General features: G+C 71.9%; 16 protein-coding genes and 1 pseudogene. 11 read left to right on the top strand and 6 right to left on the bottom strand.

The window, feature by feature from the left end:
- Positions 1 to 247: 247 nt before the first annotated feature.
- Entirely contained in the window at positions 248 to 1,642 is a 1,395-nt protein-coding gene (locus MCBMB27_RS02090; protein WP_075379750.1) for an amidase family protein, read from the bottom strand.
- A gap of 319 nt (positions 1,643 to 1,961) precedes the next feature.
- Between MCBMB27_RS02090 and MCBMB27_RS30120 the strand changes: the two genes are divergently transcribed.
- A complete protein-coding gene (locus tag MCBMB27_RS30120) occupies positions 1,962 to 2,123 on the top strand; it encodes a hypothetical protein (RefSeq protein ID WP_164706402.1) in 162 nt (53 codons plus the stop codon).
- Positions 2,124 to 2,178: 55 nt separating this feature from the next.
- On the opposite strand, the gene MCBMB27_RS02085 is transcribed toward MCBMB27_RS30120, so the two are convergent.
- Positions 2,179 to 3,117, bottom strand: a complete 939-nt coding sequence (locus tag MCBMB27_RS02085; RefSeq protein ID WP_043388809.1) for a metallophosphoesterase family protein — start codon at positions 3,115 to 3,117, stop codon at positions 2,179 to 2,181.
- A 64-nt stretch (positions 3,118 to 3,181) separates the two neighbouring features.
- A pseudogene (locus tag MCBMB27_RS02080) lies at positions 3,182 to 3,685 on the bottom strand (VIT1/CCC1 transporter family protein); the annotation flags it as partial.
- Positions 3,686 to 3,964: 279 nt separating this feature from the next.
- Here MCBMB27_RS02080 and MCBMB27_RS02075 point away from each other — a divergent pair.
- From MCBMB27_RS02075 to lpxK, 3 genes are read left to right on the top strand one after another with little or no spacing between them, the layout of a single operon-like run.
- The gene (locus MCBMB27_RS02075; protein ID WP_053610916.1) at positions 3,965 to 4,750 is read left to right on the top strand and encodes a lysophospholipid acyltransferase family protein; all 786 of its coding nucleotides are present in this window, start codon (positions 3,965 to 3,967) and stop codon (positions 4,748 to 4,750) included.
- Positions 4,747 to 6,078 (top strand): 3-deoxy-D-manno-octulosonic acid transferase, encoded by a 1,332-nt coding sequence (locus MCBMB27_RS02070; protein ID WP_075379749.1) that lies wholly within the window; start codon positions 4,747 to 4,749, stop codon positions 6,076 to 6,078. The genes MCBMB27_RS02075 and MCBMB27_RS02070 overlap by 4 nt, the downstream gene beginning before the upstream one ends.
- Positions 6,078 to 7,058 carry a tetraacyldisaccharide 4'-kinase gene (lpxK, locus tag MCBMB27_RS02065; protein WP_043349695.1) on the top strand — a complete coding sequence of 327 codons (981 nt, stop codon included), beginning with the start codon at positions 6,078 to 6,080 and terminating at the stop codon, positions 7,056 to 7,058. The genes MCBMB27_RS02070 and lpxK overlap by 1 nt, the downstream gene beginning before the upstream one ends.
- A gap of 3 nt (positions 7,059 to 7,061) precedes the next feature.
- Here the strand turns inward: lpxK and MCBMB27_RS02060 are convergent, their stop codons facing one another.
- Both MCBMB27_RS02060 and MCBMB27_RS02055 read right to left on the bottom strand, forming a co-directional pair.
- Complete coding sequence (locus MCBMB27_RS02060; RefSeq protein ID WP_043349698.1) at positions 7,062 to 7,280, bottom strand: DUF2093 domain-containing protein; 219 nt, start codon at positions 7,278 to 7,280, stop codon at positions 7,062 to 7,064.
- Positions 7,281 to 7,342: 62 nt separating this feature from the next.
- A complete protein-coding gene (locus MCBMB27_RS02055) occupies positions 7,343 to 8,329 on the bottom strand; it encodes a bifunctional riboflavin kinase/FAD synthetase (RefSeq protein ID WP_075379748.1) in 987 nt (328 codons plus the stop codon).
- A gap of 297 nt (positions 8,330 to 8,626) precedes the next feature.
- Here MCBMB27_RS02055 and MCBMB27_RS02050 point away from each other — a divergent pair, with 297 nt between their 5' ends.
- The 6 genes from MCBMB27_RS02050 (at position 8,627) to MCBMB27_RS02025 (ending at position 12,737) form a co-directional block, all read left to right on the top strand.
- The gene (locus MCBMB27_RS02050) at positions 8,627 to 9,010 is read left to right on the top strand and encodes a response regulator (RefSeq protein ID WP_012317888.1); all 384 of its coding nucleotides are present in this window, start codon (positions 8,627 to 8,629) and stop codon (positions 9,008 to 9,010) included.
- A 110-nt stretch (positions 9,011 to 9,120) separates the two neighbouring features.
- On the top strand, positions 9,121 to 9,654 hold the full coding sequence (locus MCBMB27_RS02045; protein ID WP_051044744.1) for a protein phosphatase CheZ: 534 nt from the start codon (positions 9,121 to 9,123) through the stop codon (positions 9,652 to 9,654).
- Positions 9,655 to 9,777: 123 nt separating this feature from the next.
- Positions 9,778 to 10,566 (top strand): creatininase family protein, encoded by a 789-nt coding sequence (locus MCBMB27_RS02040; RefSeq protein WP_075379747.1) that lies wholly within the window; start codon positions 9,778 to 9,780, stop codon positions 10,564 to 10,566.
- 70 nt (positions 10,567 to 10,636) lie between these two features.
- On the top strand, positions 10,637 to 11,380 hold the full coding sequence (locus MCBMB27_RS02035) for a DUF1223 domain-containing protein (protein ID WP_075379746.1): 744 nt from the start codon (positions 10,637 to 10,639) through the stop codon (positions 11,378 to 11,380).
- Positions 11,381 to 11,490: 110 nt separating this feature from the next.
- Positions 11,491 to 12,048 (top strand): sigma-70 family RNA polymerase sigma factor, encoded by a 558-nt coding sequence (locus tag MCBMB27_RS02030; protein ID WP_043349707.1) that lies wholly within the window; start codon positions 11,491 to 11,493, stop codon positions 12,046 to 12,048.
- Positions 12,048 to 12,737, top strand: a complete 690-nt coding sequence (locus MCBMB27_RS02025) for an NrsF family protein (RefSeq protein ID WP_075379745.1) — start codon at positions 12,048 to 12,050, stop codon at positions 12,735 to 12,737. Before MCBMB27_RS02030 ends, MCBMB27_RS02025 begins: the two co-directional genes overlap by 1 nt.
- A gap of 78 nt (positions 12,738 to 12,815) precedes the next feature.
- Here the strand turns inward: MCBMB27_RS02025 and MCBMB27_RS02020 are convergent, their stop codons facing one another.
- Positions 12,816 to 13,307 carry a YcgN family cysteine cluster protein gene (locus MCBMB27_RS02020; protein ID WP_043388797.1) on the bottom strand — a complete coding sequence of 164 codons (492 nt, stop codon included), beginning with the start codon at positions 13,305 to 13,307 and terminating at the stop codon, positions 12,816 to 12,818.
- Positions 13,308 to 13,600: 293 nt separating this feature from the next.
- On the opposite strand from MCBMB27_RS02020, the gene MCBMB27_RS02015 reads away from it, so the two are divergent.
- Positions 13,601 to 15,901 carry a transglycosylase domain-containing protein gene (locus MCBMB27_RS02015; protein WP_043755990.1) on the top strand — a complete coding sequence of 767 codons (2,301 nt, stop codon included), beginning with the start codon at positions 13,601 to 13,603 and terminating at the stop codon, positions 15,899 to 15,901.

The following is a 15,901-nucleotide window of genomic DNA, read 5'->3' as shown; positions in this document are numbered from 1 at the left end:
GTGATGTCAGACGCCGACCCGGCCGACGGTCGCGATCGCGACGGCACCCCCGGCAGGCCCTCCCGCCGTGCCGCCGCGGACGAAGCCCGTCAGGGCGGGGAGCGGACCTGACGGCGCGGTCGGCAGACCGGTCAGGGGCTTCACACGCACCCGCCTGTGGCGATCCTCGAGCCGTCGCGACTCCTGCAGCCGATCGTCGGACCGGCAGGCCTGCCACTTTTCGGGTCCGGACAGGGGCGGCCCGGCGTCAGACCGGGTCGACCGGCATCTCCGGCACGCCTCCGGCCTCGATCGCCGCGCCGGCCGCGAGGCATAGGTCTTCCCGGTAGCGGGCGGCGACCACTTGCACCCCGACAGGGGTCCGTCCGACGAGGCCGGTCGTCACGGTGAGCGCCGGGACCCCGATCGGTGCCAGTCCCACCTGCAGCAGGTTCGCCTCGAAGGCCCGGGCGACGCCGGCATCCCCGGTGCGGTCGAGCCCGTCGGGGAAGGGCAGCTCGCCCGAGACCGGGACCAGGAGCACAGGGTTCTCGGCAAGGAACAGCGACCATTCCCGCGCCAGCGTCGCGCGCCGGGTGAGCGCCCGGGCGATGGCGTCGGGCGCCATCGCCTCGGCCCGCGACCGGAAGCTCTCCAGGAGCCCGATGGCCGCCGGATCCCCTTCCCGCTCCGCCGCAGCCCGGACCGCCGCGTAGCCGTCCCCGAGCCAGAGCTGGAGCTGGAGTTCGCTGGCTTCCCGGATCGGCGGGGTGTCGGCGATCTCCGTGACCGTCCATCCGGCCTCGGCCAGGCGGCGCGCGGCCTCCCGCAGGCCGGCTTCGACCTCCGGGGCGGTGGCGAGGCCCCCAGGCCGCACGCAGAGGGCGACCTGGCGCGGCACGGACGGCCCTTCCAGCGGCGCCGGCACCCACCATGGATCGCGCGGATCCGGGGCCGCCATGACTTCGAGGCCGAGGCGAAGATCCGCGATGCTGCGGGCGAGCGGCCCCGAGACCGCCATGAGTTGGGGACCGATCCCGCGCTCGGGCGAGGACGGATTCCAGGCGGGGATCCGGCCCAGGCTCGGACGCAGCCCGTGCACGCCGCAGGCATAGGCTGGATAGCGCACCGATCCGGCAATGTCGGTGCCGTGGGCGATCGCGCCGATCCCGGCCGCCACAGCCGCGCCCGCGCCTCCGGACGAGCCGCCGGGCGTCAGAGCCGGATCACGCGGATTCTTGGTGTCGCCGTGGAGCTGGTTGGTGGTGAACCAGCGCAGCGAGAAGGCGGGCGTGTTGGTCCGACCGAGCAGCACCGCGCCGGCCCGGCGGAAATTGGCGACCACGGGATTGTCGTCCGTCGCCACGAGGTCGCGCTGGAGACGCAGCCCGTTCGTCGTCGCGAAGCCCCGCTGGTCGGCGTTGACCTTGATGGTGACCGGGACACCCGCGAGCGGACCGGGCGCCTCACCCCGAGCCCGGGCGGCGTCCACCGTGTCGGCCTGCGCCAGCACATCCTCCGGGCGGTGCTCGACCACGGCGTTGATCCGCCCATTGACCGTCTCGAGCCGGTCGAGGGCGTCCCGCGCGACCTCCCGGGCCGAAACTTGGCCGGTGCGGATCAGGGCCGCGAGGTCGGTCGCCGTCAGACGCCAGAGCTGCATGGGGGTTCCTTTCGCGCGCCCGGACGGGCGGGGTCCATCCTACGATTCGCACCGCCCGAGCGGCTCCCGGCCGGCCCGCGCAGCATATTCAATATGCAAGCCGACGGCCGCTTTTTTCCGCTTCTGCGGATCGCCAACGCCGGCAAGGCTTTGCCGCAATGCAGCAGAAAAGACCTAAGCATTCCGACGTAGGCGGCTCTTGCTACCTTTGGAACGACTGATAACCTCCCCCCGTTCGCGCGTTCGACCGGCCAATTCAGCGAGAAGGAACGACTTTCTTAGACGAGGGCAGGCAACCTCCAGCAGAAGGCAGGCTTCCATGGCAGAGGTGATTCGCGTCAGGCCGACACACGACGGCACCTACACTGTGTATCGCGGGACACTCGCGTTGATCTGCGGTCTTACCCGCCTCCAGGCCGAGCGCTACGAAGCGAGCCTCAGCCGACAGCAGCGCACCGACTTGGCAGTCGTCGGCATCTGATCTGCATCCCGATCCCGGGCCGGCGCCCCCCTCACGGGCCGGCCGGCCCGGCTCGTCAGGCGAGGTTTGACGCGTCGAGGTCCGACCCGTCGAGATCCAGGGCGCCGAGATCGCTGATGGCGCCTGACGCATCGAGGCCCCGTCGCCGGGCTGTGACCGAGACTCTCTGGTCCGACCGGTCGATCTCGAACAGCAGGTAGGAGGCCCGGCGCGACGCCATCGCCCCGTGTCCGTGCGGGCGCGCCGATGCGGAGGGGGCACCCACCACCGGGACGGCCCGGCCGTCCGGCCCCGGGATCCGGGCGGCGCTGGTGACGTGATTGTGACCGTGCAGGATCAGGTCCGCCCCGGCCCGTGCGATCATCGCGGTGAACGCTGCGGCATCCTTCAGCTCGCGGCCGGGCGAGGCGCCCCCGGGCTGCGGCGGATGGTGGATCATCACCACGCGGAACGGGCGCCCCGGCTCCGTGGCCAGGGCGCGGAGCAGGGCTTCGGCCGCGGCCAGCTGCGGCGCACCGAGGCGGCCCGTCGCCACGAAGGGTTTGGTCGGAATCGCGCTGGACAGGCCGACCAGCGCCAGGGGCCCACGCCGCCGCAGGTAGGGAAAGCGGCCCCACGAGCCGGAATCGTCGCCCGTGTAGCGGCCGCAGGCGGCGAGCAGGCCTTCGAGGGAGCCGCGGACATAGGCATCGTGGTTGCCCGGCACGAAGCTCACCGCTTCGGGCGAGCCCAGTGCCTCCAGGAAGGTACGCGCCGTCTCCCATTCGCTCGGCAGGCCGATGTTGCACAGGTCGCCCGTACAGGCGATGTGTCCGGCGCCCTGCGCCTTCAGATCGGTGACCAGCGCCTCCAGCACGGTCATGTCGTGGCTGCGCGAGCGCCCGCGTCGCCAATTGGCGTAGCCGGTGGCGCGCTTGCCGATGAGCTGGTGGAGACGCACCCGGCCGAGGGGGCCGACATGCGGATCGCTGAGATGGGCGAGGCGGAAGGTCAACGCCGGTGGTCACCCTCGACACGGGGACGGAAGGCGCCCCGCATCGCGGGCGCGGCGCCTCGCGTCAAGCGCTTCCGATCAGCATCCCGACCACCAGCACCAGCGCTCCGCCGAGCATGACCTGCAGGGCCGCGCGCCAGAAGGGCGTCGCCATGAAGCGCGTGCGGATCGCCGCGATGACCGCGAGTTCCACCACCACGACCAGGACGGCGAGGCTCGTGGCGAGCACGAACGGGTTCGGCCAGCCGGGCGGGAGCGTGTCGGGAATCGCGTAGGGCAGCGTGTGGCCGAGGCCGCCCAGCGTGGTCATGGCCCCGCAGACCAGGCCGCGCAGCCAGGGGTCGCCGCGGCCCGTGACCTGGCCGTCGTCCGAGAGCGCCTCGGTGAAGCCCATGCTGATGCCGGCCCCGACCGACGCCGCGAGCCCCACCAGGAAGGTCGCGCCGTTATGTCCCGTGGCGAAAGCCGCCGCGAAGATCGGCGCGAGGGTCGAGACCGAGCCGTCGATCAGGCCCGCAAGGCCGGGCTGCACGTAGCGCAAGACGAAGGCGCGGCGCGCTTCCGCGTCCAATGCAACGGCACTTTCGAGGGCGGCGGCCATGCGAATCTCCTTGTTTGGATCAATTCCAATCTACAGTCTGGAATCAATCCAAACAAGGGTGCTTGCCGTGTTTTCGCCGCTCCGCGGGAGCATCCGCGACGCCGGCAGGCCGGTCGACACCGGTGGCTCAAACGTGTGGTTGTGGGCGGGGCCGATTGTCTCGTCTCGGGGGCGGGGGCTAGACCATGCCCGGTCGAATTCGATCCGGAACTGATCGGGCGGCCGTCCAGCCGCCCCACGCGTGACATGAACCTCGGCAAGCGTCTTATCCGCCATCCGTCCGTGCAGGGCCTCCTCGGCCGTTTCGCGGCCGGCTATCTGCGGCTCGTGCGACTCACCAACCGCTTCGAGATCCATGCGGGCGATGCGTCCCCTGGGGCCGCGGACGGCTGGATCGACGCGCGCAAGCCGCTGATCATCGGCATGTGGCACGGCCAGCACATCATGATGCCGCTCATGCGTCGCCCGGGCGACCGCGTGGCCACGATCATCTCGCGGAATCCGGATGGGAACATCAACACCATCGCGCTGGAACGCTTCGGCGTCCGTGTGATGCGGGCCTCCGGCGCCCGCGGCCGCAGCCGCGCCACCGATCTGCGCGCCAAGGGCGGAGCCGAAGGATTGCGGGCCATGCTGCGGGCCCTGAAGGGCGGCGAATCGGTGGCCTTCAGCGCCGACGTTCCCAAGGTCTCGCGCCGGTGCGATGCCGGGATCCTGACCCTGGCGCGCTTCTCCGGGCGGCCGATCGTCCCGGCGGCCGTGGTGACGAGCCGGCATCTGCGCTTCAACTCGTGGGACCGGGCCTGCCTGGGCCTGCCCTTCGGCCGCGGCGCGATCGTGCTGGGCGACCCGATCTATGTTCCGCGGGACAGCGACGGCGAGGCCTTCGAGACGCTGCGCCGCTTCGTCGAGGCCGAAATGAATCGGGTGCATGCCCGCGCCTACGCGCTCGTCGGGCGCGCCGACCGGGCGGCGCTCTACCGCGACCCGCTTCCCGAGCTCCGAGACGCGCCGGTGGGAGACCTCGCGTGAGGCGTCCCTCCGTCACCCTGCCGCTGCAGGCCTACCGGGCCGGCCTGCGCATCGGCGAGCCGGCGCTGACCGGCCTACTCGCGTGGCGTGCGCAGCGCGGCAAGGAGGATCCGCGTCGGCTTCCGGAGCGGCGCGGTCTGCCGGGGCGGGCCCGGCCGGTCGGGCCGCTGGCCTGGATGCACGGCGCGAGCGTCGGCGAAGCCCTGTCGCTGATCGGGCTCGTCGAGGGCATGATCGCCCGCGGCTTCTCGGTGCTCGTGACCACGGGCACACGCGCGGCGGCCGAACTCGTCGGCGTGCGGCTGCCGCCCGGCGCGGTGCATCAGTACATGCCGCTCGACGCGCCCCGCTGGATCGGACGGTTTCTGGAGCATTGGCAGCCGGACCTCGCGGTCATCGCCGAATCGGAGATCTGGCCGAACACGATCCTGGCGCTGGACGAGCGCGAGATCCCGCTGATCCTGGTCAACGGCCGCATGTCGAAGCGCTCGTTCCGGGGCTGGGAGCGCTGCCCGCGCACCGCCAAGGCTCTGCTGACGCGGATCGCGATCTGCCTCGCGCAGACCCAGGAGGACGGCGAGCGCTTCGCCAAGCTCGGGGCGCCGCGGGTGAGCATCGCGGGGAATCTGAAGTTCGACGCGTCGGTGCCCCCGGCCGACGCGCAGCAGCTTGCCTATCTGGGGGCCATGATGGCCGGCCGGCCGGTTTGGGTCGCCGCGAGCACGCATGCCGGCGAGGAGACCATGGTCGCCTACGCGCACGCGATGCTGAAGGTGCAGTTCCCCCAGCTCCTGACCATCATCGCCCCGCGGCATCCGGCCCGGGGGGGCGAGGTGGTGGCGTGCGCCGACGCCGTCGGCCTGCGCAGCGCCCGGCGCTCCACCGGCGGGCGGCCTCACCCGTCCATCGAGGTCTACGTCGCGGATACGATCGGTGAGCTGGGCCTGTTCTACCGCCTGAGTCCCCTGGTGTTTCTCGGCGGTTCCCTGGTGCCGCGGGGCGGACAGAACCCGATCGAGCCGCTGCGCCTCGGCTCTGCGGTGCTGCACGGGCCCCACATCGAGAATTTCAGCGTGGTCTATCAGGCCCTCGACCGGGCCGGGGGCGCCCTGCCCGTGCGCGACGGCGTCGAACTGGCGGCGATCGCCGCGGAGCTCCTCGGCGATCGGAGCCGGCTCGCCGACATGGCCCGTGAGGGGCAGCGTGCCCTGGAGCCCTTCGAGGGGGCGGTGGCGCGCACGCTCGCCGTGCTCGATCCCTTCGTGGCGCAGATGAAGCTCCAGCGCCTCGACCGGGGTAGCCGCGCGCGACCGCTCGTGCGGGCCTGATGCGGCCCCCGGCCTTCTGGGCGGCGGGGCCGGATCACCCGGCCGCGCGCGGCCTCGCCCCGTTCGCGGCGCTCTACGGGGCATTGGTGGCCCGGCGCATGGATCGTCCCGGCGCCCCGGCCGGCTGCCCGGTCCTGTGCCTGGGCAATTTCACCCTCGGCGGTGCCGGCAAGACGCCGGCCGCCCTCGCGGTCGCGGCCCTCCTCGCCGAGCTCGGCCGCAGGCCGGCCTTCCTGTCCCGCGGCTACGGGGGCCGGAACGCGGGCCCGGTACGGGTCGATCCCGACCGCCACGCCGCCGCGGAGGTCGGCGACGAGCCGCTGCTCCTCGCCCGCAGGGCGCCCGCGATCGTCTCCCGGGACCGGCCGGCGGGCGCCGCCCTCTGCCGGCAGCTTGGCGCCGACGTCATCGTCATGGATGACGGCCTGCAGAATCCGAGCCTCGTCAAGGATCTCAGTTTCGCGGTGGTCGACGGCCCCGCCGGCCTCGGCAACGGATTGCCGTTCCCGGCGGGGCCGCTGCGCGCGCCCCTCGCCCGGCAATGGCCGCATGTCGGCGGGCTGATCGTGATCGGTGACGGCGCCGGGGGCGACGCGGTCGCCCGGACGGCCGAGCGGCGCGGCCTGCCCGTCCACCGGGCGCGACTCGTGCGGGAGGCGGATGATCTGGCGGGCCGGCGCTGCCTCGCCTTCGCGGGCATCGGCCGCCCTGAAAAGTTCTTCGCGACCCTGGCGACGGCGGGCGCGGTGATCGCCGGGACGCGTCCGTTCCCGGATCATCATCCCTACCGGCCGGGAGAACTGGCTGCCCTGGCCGAGTCGGCCCGGCGCCTCGGTGCAGACCTCGTCACCACCGAGAAGGACGCCGTGCGCCTGCCGCCGGCCTTCTCGGCAGACGTGCGCGTCCTGCGCGTCCGCCTCGTGCTCGACGACGTGGACGCCCTGCGCCGGCAGATCCGCGACGCGCTCCGCGCGCCGTGACCCTCAGGGACGGCCGGTTTCCTTGAGCCGCTGCAGAATCGCCTCGGGGGAGGCGTAGGCCTCCTGGCGGGCGGCGCTCCAGTAGCGCAGCCCGTCGAGCGGGATCGGCTCGCCGGTCACCGCGCAGCGCACGAAGCTGCCGGGCTTGACCACCCGCATGGTGCCGTCGCCGTACTCGACGACCGCTTCGCCGTTGTTCGCGCGCTCGTAACGACCCAGCACGTCCGCCTCCTGCTCGATGGCGCCTTCTACACGATCTGCACGCCCCGCGATGCCCGCGAGGTTCAGGTCATCATCGACGGGGTTTCATCGCGCGCCAGCAGGGCCCGCGCCATCGCCGCATCGACATGCATGCGTTCGACCAGCGCGTCGGCGCTGGCGAACCGCTCCTCGCCGCGAATGTGTCCGACGAACTCCACGGCGATGTCCTGCCCGTAGAGATCGTCGGAGAAATCGAAGAGATAGGTCTCCAGCAGCGGCGCGCCGTCATCGAAGGTCGGACGGCGCCCATAGCTCGCCACGCCGTCGCGGAAGTCCCCCGACGTCAGGCGGACCCGCACCGCGTAGATGCCGTGTGCCAGCCCGCAATCGGGCAGCATCATGTTGGCGGTGGGAAAGCCGAGCTGCCGCCCGCGCTTGTCGCCGTGGCGCACCGCGCCGAGGACGAACCAGCGATAGCCGAGAAGCGCGTTGGCGCGGACGATGTCGCCGGCCGCGAGGGCGGCGCGGATCGCGCTCGACGAGACCGGCTCGGTCTCGCCGCCGAGGGCGACCGGCGCCACGATCCGGCAGCGCATCCCGGCTTCACGGCAGAGTTCGGCGAGGATCGCGGGGGTACCCTCGCGGCCGCGGCCGAAATGGAAATCGTGCCCGACGACAACGCCGGACAGGCCGAGCGCCCCCTTCAGGAAGTCGAGCACGAAGGCACGGGCGCCCGTGGCAGCCAGAGCCCCGTCGAAGCGGCGCACGATCAGGCCGTCGAGGCCCAGATGCGCGAACACGATCTCCTTGGCGGCGAGGCCGGTCAGCCGGAACATCGGCGCGTCGGGCGTGAAATAGGCCCGCGGATGCGGCTCGAAGGTCAGGATCACGGCCGGTCGGCCGGCCGCACGGGCCTCGGCGCGCACGCCCTCGACGAGCACCCGATGACCGAGATGGACGCCATCGAAATTGCCGATCGCCGCCACGGCCCCGGCCAGGGCGGGTGGGACGGGCGCATCGGCGCGGCAGATCGTGAAGGGCCGCGCGGCCGTGTCGTCGCCTGGGGCCATCGGTTCGGGGTCGAATGCTCGGAAGGGTCGGATGGGATCGCCTGACATGTCCGCGAGGGGCCCGACGCGGCCGGACCCTGCCCAAAGGCGCCCGGAGGGTCAAGCGAGGCATTCCGAGGGCGCCGGGCTGCCCTCGGGGCGCGCGGCCTCGCCCCGGCCGTCCCGATTAACCGCTTCGCAATGCGCGTGCCCTATTTTCAATGCTGTGCAGCGCAGCTAAAACGCAGCGTTAGCGAAGCGTTAATCTATCCGGGAGCCGCCGCGGCTTCCCGCCGGGCAATACGGAGCAGTTGTTCGATGGCTCTCGACCTGAGCATGCCGATCCTCGTTGTCGACGATTACCAGACGATGGTCCGCATTATTCGCAATCTACTGAAGCAGCTCGGCTTCGAAGAGGTTGATGACGCGTCCGATGGGACCGAGGCGCTGGCGCGACTGAAGGGCCGCAAGTACGGGCTCGTCATCTCCGACTGGAACATGGAGCCGATGACGGGCTACGAGCTGCTGCGGCACGTGCGCGCCGACGAAAATCTTCGGACGACGCCGTTCATCATGGTGACGGCCGAATCGAAGACCGAGAACGTGATCGCGGCCAAGAAGGCCGGCGTGAACAATTACATCGTCAAGCCCTTCAACGCGGCCACGCTGAAGTCGAAGATCGAGGCGGTCTGCGGAAGCTGACCGGCTCCCCTTCTTCGTCCCCTCGCCGTCCGGGCGGTTCGCTCCTGCGCCGCCGGGCGCCGAGACGTGGCGTGGCCGGTCAGGACGGCCACAGATCCGAGGAGAAGAGCATGTCGTCAGCCGCCTCACGGCAGGCCGATCTGCGGTTTCGTGAACCGCAGACCGTGATCGCCGAGCTGATCGAGATCGCGGATTACATCGCCCATCTCCGTGAGGAGATCGGGGCGCTGCGCGCGAACGAGATGAGCCGTGACCGCATCCCCATGGCGCACGAGGAACTCGGCAGCGTTGTCGCGGCGACGGCAGGCGCCACCAACACGATCATGGAGGCCGCCGAGGCGATGCTCGGCCTGCCCGACGGACCGGGTTACCGCGAGGCCGTCGAGGAGCGCATCAACACGATCTTCGAAGCCTGCGCGTTCCAGGACATCACCGGCCAGCGGATCGCCAAGGTGGTCGAATCGCTGCGCCTGTTCGAGCAGCGCCTGGCGCGGTTCGTGGGGGCCGTGAAGGCCCGCGACGCGTCCTCCATGGATCCCGCCGAGCGCGCCCGGCGGGCCCGGGCGGAGGATCTCCTGCTGAACGGTCCGCAGGCTGTGGACGCCACGCCCTCCCAGGACGACATCGACGCGCTGTTCGCCTGAGGCGAACCCTGCCGGCGAGGCGTCGACCGCCGACGCGCTAGTCGACTCGGCGGCGGCCTGCCGGTTAGATCGCCTCCCGAACCCGCTGCCGCCCGGCGGCGCCGGAAGGAGGCCTCGGCAGGAATGACGGCGCGGTTCTGGTCCGAATTGACCACCGAAGACTTGGCGCGTCGCGATATGGGGCGGGCGATCGCGGTGCTGCCGGTGGCCGCCATCGAGCAACACGGCCCGCACCTGCCGCTCGCCACCGACACCCTCATCGCCGAGGGCTACCTCGCCCGGGTGCGCGACCACGCGCCGCCCGATCTCGACGTGCTGCTGCTGCCAGTCCAGCCGGTGGGGAAGTCGGACGAGCACGATTCCTTCCCGGGTACGCTCTCCCTGGACACCGGGACGGCGCTCGCCGCCTGGACGGGAATCGGCGCGGCCGTCCACCGCGCCGGCTGCCGAAAGCTGGTGCTCGTCACGAGTCACGGCGGCAACAGCGGGCTCATCGATCTCGTGGCGGGCGAGTTGCGCGCCCGATTCCGCATGGTGGCGGTCACGACCTCCTGGGCGCGACTCGGCTATCCCGAGTTCCTGTTCCCCGCCGACGAGATCGCTCACGGCATCCATGCCGGCGGGATCGAGACGGCGCTGATGCTGGCCCTGCGGCCTGACCTCGTCCGGGCCGACCGGATCGCCGACTTCCCGCCGCGGACGCGGGCGATGGTCCGCGACTTCACTCACCTGCGTGCCGGCCGCCCCGCCGCCTTCGCGTGGAAGGCCGGCGACCTCCATCCTTCGGGCGCCATGGGCGATGCGCGTCTCGGAACCGCCGAGGCGGGTCGTGCGGCGCTGGACTACGGCGCCCGGGCCTTCCTCGCCCTCCTGCGCGACGTCGACGCTTTCGAACTCGACCCGGACGTGTAACCGCCGCCGCGGCAGCGCCGAAGGAGCCGGTACGCCGGGTCCGAACCGCCGGCGTGCGGGAGTTCCGGCCATGCGCCCTGCCCTCTTGATCGCCGCCGTCCTGTCGTGTGCCGTCCTCCCTTCGGCCGAGGCGGCGGCGCGCCCCGTCGTCGTCGAATTGTTCACCTCGCAGAGCTGCTCCTCCTGCCCGCCCGCGGAGGCGCTGATCGGCCGCCTCGCCCATGAGCCGGCGGGTGCGCAGGGCGACGTCCTGCCGCTCGCGTTCCACGTCACCTATTGGAACCACCTGAACTGGCGCGACCCCTACGCCCTGCCGGCCGCCACCGCACGCCAGGAATCCTACGCGGCCCGCCTCGGCGGACCCGCCTACACGCCGCAGGCCGTGATCGACGGACAGACCGGGCTCGTCGGCTCCGACGAGGTCGGGCTGCGCGCTGCCATCGCCCGCGCCCGGGAGGCCGGCCCCGGCATCCCGGCGACCCTGGCCCGCGACGGCGGGCGCGTCGTCGCGCAGATCGGGCCTGCGCCCGACGCCGGAGGGGCCTCCGGCCGCGTCCTGCTGATCGGATACGATCCGAGCCACACCACGCGGGTGCTGCGCGGCGAGAATGCCGGGCGGACCCTCGAGCAGGCCAACGTCGTCCGCTCGCTGCAGGATCTCGGGCGCTGGTCCGGTACCGCCGCGACCTTCACGGCGACCCGCCCGGAGGGCGAGACGGCGGCCCTGCTGCTTCAGGCCGATGACGGGCGCATCCTCGGCGCGGCGCGACTCGCCGCGGCCCCCGCCGAGACGGGACGGGAGGCCGTACGATGATGCTCGCCGTTTCGGGCGGGATGCCCGCGCGCGCTTGGGCGCTGGCGTCGGGATCCCACCGCGGGGTAGACACGACGCGGGCCGGGGGGCGGAACGACGGCGGAGCCCGGATGGCGCTCGAAGAGGAACTGGCGACCCTGATGGCGGCGGCGCAGGGCGGCGACGCGGCCGCCTACCGCTCGCTGCTGAAGGCGTGTCTGCCCGTGGTCTCGGCGATCGCCCGGGCACAGGGCGTGCGCGGCGAGGCGGTGGACGATGTCGTGCAGGACGCGCTGATGACCGTCCACCGGGCCCGGGCGAGCTACGATCCGGCCCGTCCCTTCCTGCCCTGGCTGCGCGCCATCACCCAGCGGCGGGCGATCGACCGGCTGCGCCGCGCCGGGCGGCGCCCGCGGGAGGTCAACGACCCCCTGGCCTACGAGGCCGAGGTCGATCCGGGCCCGATCCCCGGTCATGGGCTGGAGGCGCGGGATCGGGCGGCCGCCCTGGCCAGGGCGGTGGCGGCCCTGCCCGACGGCCAGCGGCAGGCCGTGGAGCACCTGGGCCTGCGCGAGCTGTCGCTCGACGAGACCGCGGCCCTCACCGGTCGCAGCAAGGGAGCCCTCAAGGTGAACCTGCACCGGGCGCTGAAGGCGCTCCGGGCCAGTCTGACGCAGGAGCGGGAGTGATGCCCGGAGAGGGGAGCAATCGGGCCGGCGGGGACCTGTCCCGTTACGACCGACTCGTCGAGGAACTCGCAGGCGGCCTCGAACCCGTGCGGCCGCTGCCGACCCCGGAGGCCCGCGCGGCGCTCTGGCTCGGCGTGACGCTAGTGGTCGGCGTCGTCCTCGCGGCCTGGATCGGAACCGGCGGCTTCATGCTGCGCATGCATGTGCCGGATCTGGCCCTCGCGGCGGTCGGCGCCGTGCTGACGGCGATCACGGCCGCCTTCGCGGCCTTCGCCACGAGCGTGCCGGGACGGTCCAGCCGCTGGGCGCTTTTGCCGCTTCCGCCCCTCGCCCTCTGGGTCGGCGCGAGCGGGCTGGGCTGCCTGCGCGACTGGATCGCGCCGGGGGCCGACGTGCCCGGCGAGCACACGATCACGGGCTGCTTCAGCTTCCTGATCTGCGTCTCGGTGCCCTTGTCGGTGCTGATCGTCGTGATGCTGCGGCGCGCCTGCCCGCTGCGGCCGAACCTCACCGCCGCCCTCGGGGGGCTGGCGGTGGCGGCGGCGGCGGCGGCGCTGCTCATGCCCGTCCATCCCCACGACGCCACCGCCACGGATCTCCTGTTCCACGCGGCGGCGGTGACCATCGTCATCGCGGCGAACGGCCTGGCGGGCGGCCGGCTGCTCGGCCGGCACTCCGAGGCCGGCTAGGGCGTACCGGTCGGGGCGCCGGGCCGCGACCACGCGGCGTCAGCCGGTCTGCGGGCCCCGGCGTCCGGCGCGCTCGCCTCAGGCGGCGCTGGGATCGAGGCCCGGCCAGTCCACGATCCGGTCCGGCAGCTCGTCCTCGGAGAATTCCTCCTCGTTGCCGGCGAGCCGGCCGCGGACCGAGATGCCCGCCTCGTGAACGCTCGCGGCCCGGCCGGAGATCAGGGGATGCCACGGGTAGAGCGGCTGCCCGTCGCGCACGAGCCGGTACGCGCAGGTCGGCGGCAGCCAGGCGATCGACCGCACCGCTTCCGGCGTTAGGCGCACGCAGTCGGGCACCCGCTTCTGGCGCCGCGCGTAGTCGCGGCACCGGCAGGTGAGGCCGTCGAGCAACGTGCAGCCGATATCGGTGTGATGGACCTCGCCGGTATCCTCGTCCTCGAGCTTCATCAGGCAGCACCGGCCGCAGCCGTCGCACAGGCTCTCCCACTCGGACGGGGTCATGGCTTCGAGCGTCTTGGTCCGCCAGAACGGCTCGACCGCCCCGCGGCGCGGCGCCTCGGGCTTGGGCATCGGGAAAGTCTCTCGGATGGGAAGCCGCCTCTCTGCCCGAGCCCGGGCACCGCTGCAAGCGTGGCCGCCGACGACCTCCATGCGACCGGATCGCACCGTCGTGCGTTACGCCCAAGCTGGTCCGCGGCGATTCGCGAGACTGCGCAGAGCCTCGCCGACGGTTCCGGATCCTGCTATGGACCTCGGATGCCGTGCGGTGGCGCAGGCGCAGGGTTCGTGTCCGCGGCGCGGGCCCTCGACCATCCGCCGCCAGGATCCGCCGCAGAGGCGCTCGACAAGCCGGGTTCGACATCGTGCGCCTGCCGACGCTCACCGAGATCAAGGTCCGCCTCGAACGCGCCGCGCTCGCCTTCGACGCCTGGGTCAATGCCAGCCTGTACGATGGCGGCCAGTCCACGGGCGAAGCCTACGAGCGCTTCCAGCGCGTCATGAGCCGGTTCGCCGTGCGCGGCTGGAAGCGCGTCGCCCTCGACCTGACGAGCGAGGGCGTCACCATCGGGACCGGGGGCGCTGTCCTGATGCTCGCCCTGGCTCAGCCCGCCTTCCAGCTGACGAGCGAGAACTGGCTCAAGCAGCAGGACCTCGCCGTCACCTTCCTCGACCGCTACGGCACCGAGGTGGGCCGCCGCGGCATCAAGCATGACGATTCGCTCAAGCTCGATGACTTTCCCGACATCATGATCAAGGCGCTGGTCTCCACGGAGGACCGGCGCTTCTACGAGCATTGGGGCATCGACCCGATCGGCACCCTCCGGGCGCTGGTCAACAACTCGCGCGGCGGCGGCGGCACGCAGGGCGGCTCCTCGATCACCCAGCAGCTCGCCAAGAACCTGTTCCTGACGAACGAGCGCTCCCTGGAGCGCAAGATCAACGAGGCGTTCCTGGCCCTGTGGCTGGAGAGCCACCTCACCAAGAACGAGATCCTGAAGCTCTACCTCGATCGCGCCTATATGGGCGGCGGCACCTTCGGCGCCGTGGCGGCGGCGGACTATTATTTCGGAAAGCCGCTCAAGGACATCAGCCTCGCCGAGGCCGCCATGCTGGCGGGCCTGTTCAAGGCGCCCACCAAGTACGCCCCGCACGTCAACCTGCCGGCGGCGCGCGCCCGGGCGGCGGACGTGCTGCACAATATGGTGGAGGCGGGGTTCGTCACCGAGGGCCAGATCCAGACGGCGCTCCGCAACCCTGCGACCCCTGTGACCCGCACCCGCGACATCACCGCCGACTATTACCTCGATTGGGCCTTCGGCGAGATCAAGGCCATGGCCGACGCGGGCAAGCTGCGCAGCGACCGTGTGCTGACCGTGAAGACGCCCCTCGACCTCGCCATCCAGAAGCGGGCCGACGAGGTCGTGGCCGACATCCTGCGCAAGTCCGGCGACGCCTACGACGTCGACGAGGCCGCGATGGTGATCCTCGACCCGGACGGGGCGCTGCGCGCCATGGTGGGGGGCGCCGATTACGGCGAGAGCCAGTTCAACCGCGCCACCGACGCCCTGCGCCAGCCCGGCTCGTCGTTCAAGCCCTACGTCTATTCGGCCGCGCTCGCCTCCGGCCTGTTCAAGCCCGACACAACGGTGGTCGACAGTCCCGTCTGCATCGGCAACTGGTGCCCGCAGAATTACGGCCGCTCCTATGCCGGCCGGGTGCCGATGTGGCTCGCGGTGGCGAAGTCGATCAACACGATCCCGATCAAGATCTCGATTTCCCTCGGCAAGGCCATGGGCATCAGTCACGAGGCCCGGGCCGCCAAGGCGGGCCGCGCAAAGATCACCGAACTTGCCCACAAGATGGGCATCACCTCGAACCTGATCGACACGGTGTCGATGCCGATCGGCTCGGACGAGGTGACGGTGATCGACCAGGCGGCGGGCTATGCGGTCTTCGCCAACGGCGGCTTCCGCGCCAAGCCCTACGCGGCCATCGAGGTGAAGAACTCGTCCGGCGAGGTGATCTACCGCCACGCCGACGAGGCGCCCGAGCGGGTGCTCTCGCCCCAGGTCGTGGCCGACATGAACTTCATGCTGAACAAGGTGGTCGAGGAGGGCACTGGCAAGCGGGCTCAGCTCGAGGGCGTGAAGGTGGCCGGCAAGTCGGGCACCACGAACGCCTACCGGGACGCGTGGTTCGTCGGCTACACGGGCAATTACGTGGGCGCCGTCTGGTTCGGGAACGACGATCACACCTCCACCAACAAGCTGACCGGCGGCTCGCTCCCTGCCCAGACCTGGCACGACATCATGGAGCCGGCCCATCAGGGCATCGAGATCAAGGGTTTGCCCGGCCTGAAGGACAGCCCGCGCGCCGCCCAGCAGCAGGCTTCCGGGGGCCCGACCGCCCCGATCGACCCCAATGCCAGCGCCTACGGCAAGCTCTCGCGCCGCTCCTTCGAGGTGATCAGCGGCCTGAACGGCCTGTTCCGCACGGTCGAGCGCGCCCCCGCAGAACCGGCTCCGGACGCACCCTCCGGAACCGGAGACGCGCGGAAGACCGGCAGGAAGCCCGGCGACCGGGCCGCGGTGCCGCCGTCCGGCCAGCTGCGCGAACTTGCCGAGGGCAGCCGCCCGGTCGGCGGCTTCACCGAGGTTCGGTGA

The sequence above is a fragment of the Methylobacterium phyllosphaerae genome, assembly GCF_001936175.1.
Taxonomy (GTDB): Bacteria; Pseudomonadota; Alphaproteobacteria; order Rhizobiales; family Beijerinckiaceae; genus Methylobacterium; species Methylobacterium fujisawaense.
Note: the sequence above shows the minus strand (reverse complement) of the source record. Positions and strands in the feature narration are given on the sequence as shown.

Coding starts and splice junctions, on each gene's coding strand:
- MCBMB27_RS02035 (WP_075379746.1), top strand. CDS start 10,637: ATGCGCCCTGCCCTCTTGATCGCCGCCGTCCTGTCGTGTGCCGTCCTC.
- MCBMB27_RS02075 (WP_053610916.1), top strand. CDS start 3,965: ATGAACCTCGGCAAGCGTCTTATCCGCCATCCGTCCGTGCAGGGCCTC.
- MCBMB27_RS02020 (WP_043388797.1), bottom strand. CDS start 13,307: ATGCCCAAGCCCGAGGCGCCGCGCCGCGGGGCGGTCGAGCCGTTCTGG.
- MCBMB27_RS02025 (WP_075379745.1), top strand. CDS start 12,048: ATGCCCGGAGAGGGGAGCAATCGGGCCGGCGGGGACCTGTCCCGTTAC.
- MCBMB27_RS02050 (WP_012317888.1), top strand. CDS start 8,627: ATGGCTCTCGACCTGAGCATGCCGATCCTCGTTGTCGACGATTACCAG.
- MCBMB27_RS02055 (WP_075379748.1), bottom strand. CDS start 8,329: ATGGCCCCAGGCGACGACACGGCCGCGCGGCCCTTCACGATCTGCCGC.
- MCBMB27_RS02090 (WP_075379750.1), bottom strand. CDS start 1,642: ATGCAGCTCTGGCGTCTGACGGCGACCGACCTCGCGGCCCTGATCCGC.
- MCBMB27_RS02045 (WP_051044744.1), top strand. CDS start 9,121: ATGTCGTCAGCCGCCTCACGGCAGGCCGATCTGCGGTTTCGTGAACCG.
- MCBMB27_RS30120 (WP_164706402.1), top strand. CDS start 1,962: ATGGCAGAGGTGATTCGCGTCAGGCCGACACACGACGGCACCTACACT.
- MCBMB27_RS02030 (WP_043349707.1), top strand. CDS start 11,491: ATGGCGCTCGAAGAGGAACTGGCGACCCTGATGGCGGCGGCGCAGGGC.
- MCBMB27_RS02040 (WP_075379747.1), top strand. CDS start 9,778: ATGACGGCGCGGTTCTGGTCCGAATTGACCACCGAAGACTTGGCGCGT.
- lpxK (WP_043349695.1), top strand. CDS start 6,078: ATGCGGCCCCCGGCCTTCTGGGCGGCGGGGCCGGATCACCCGGCCGCG.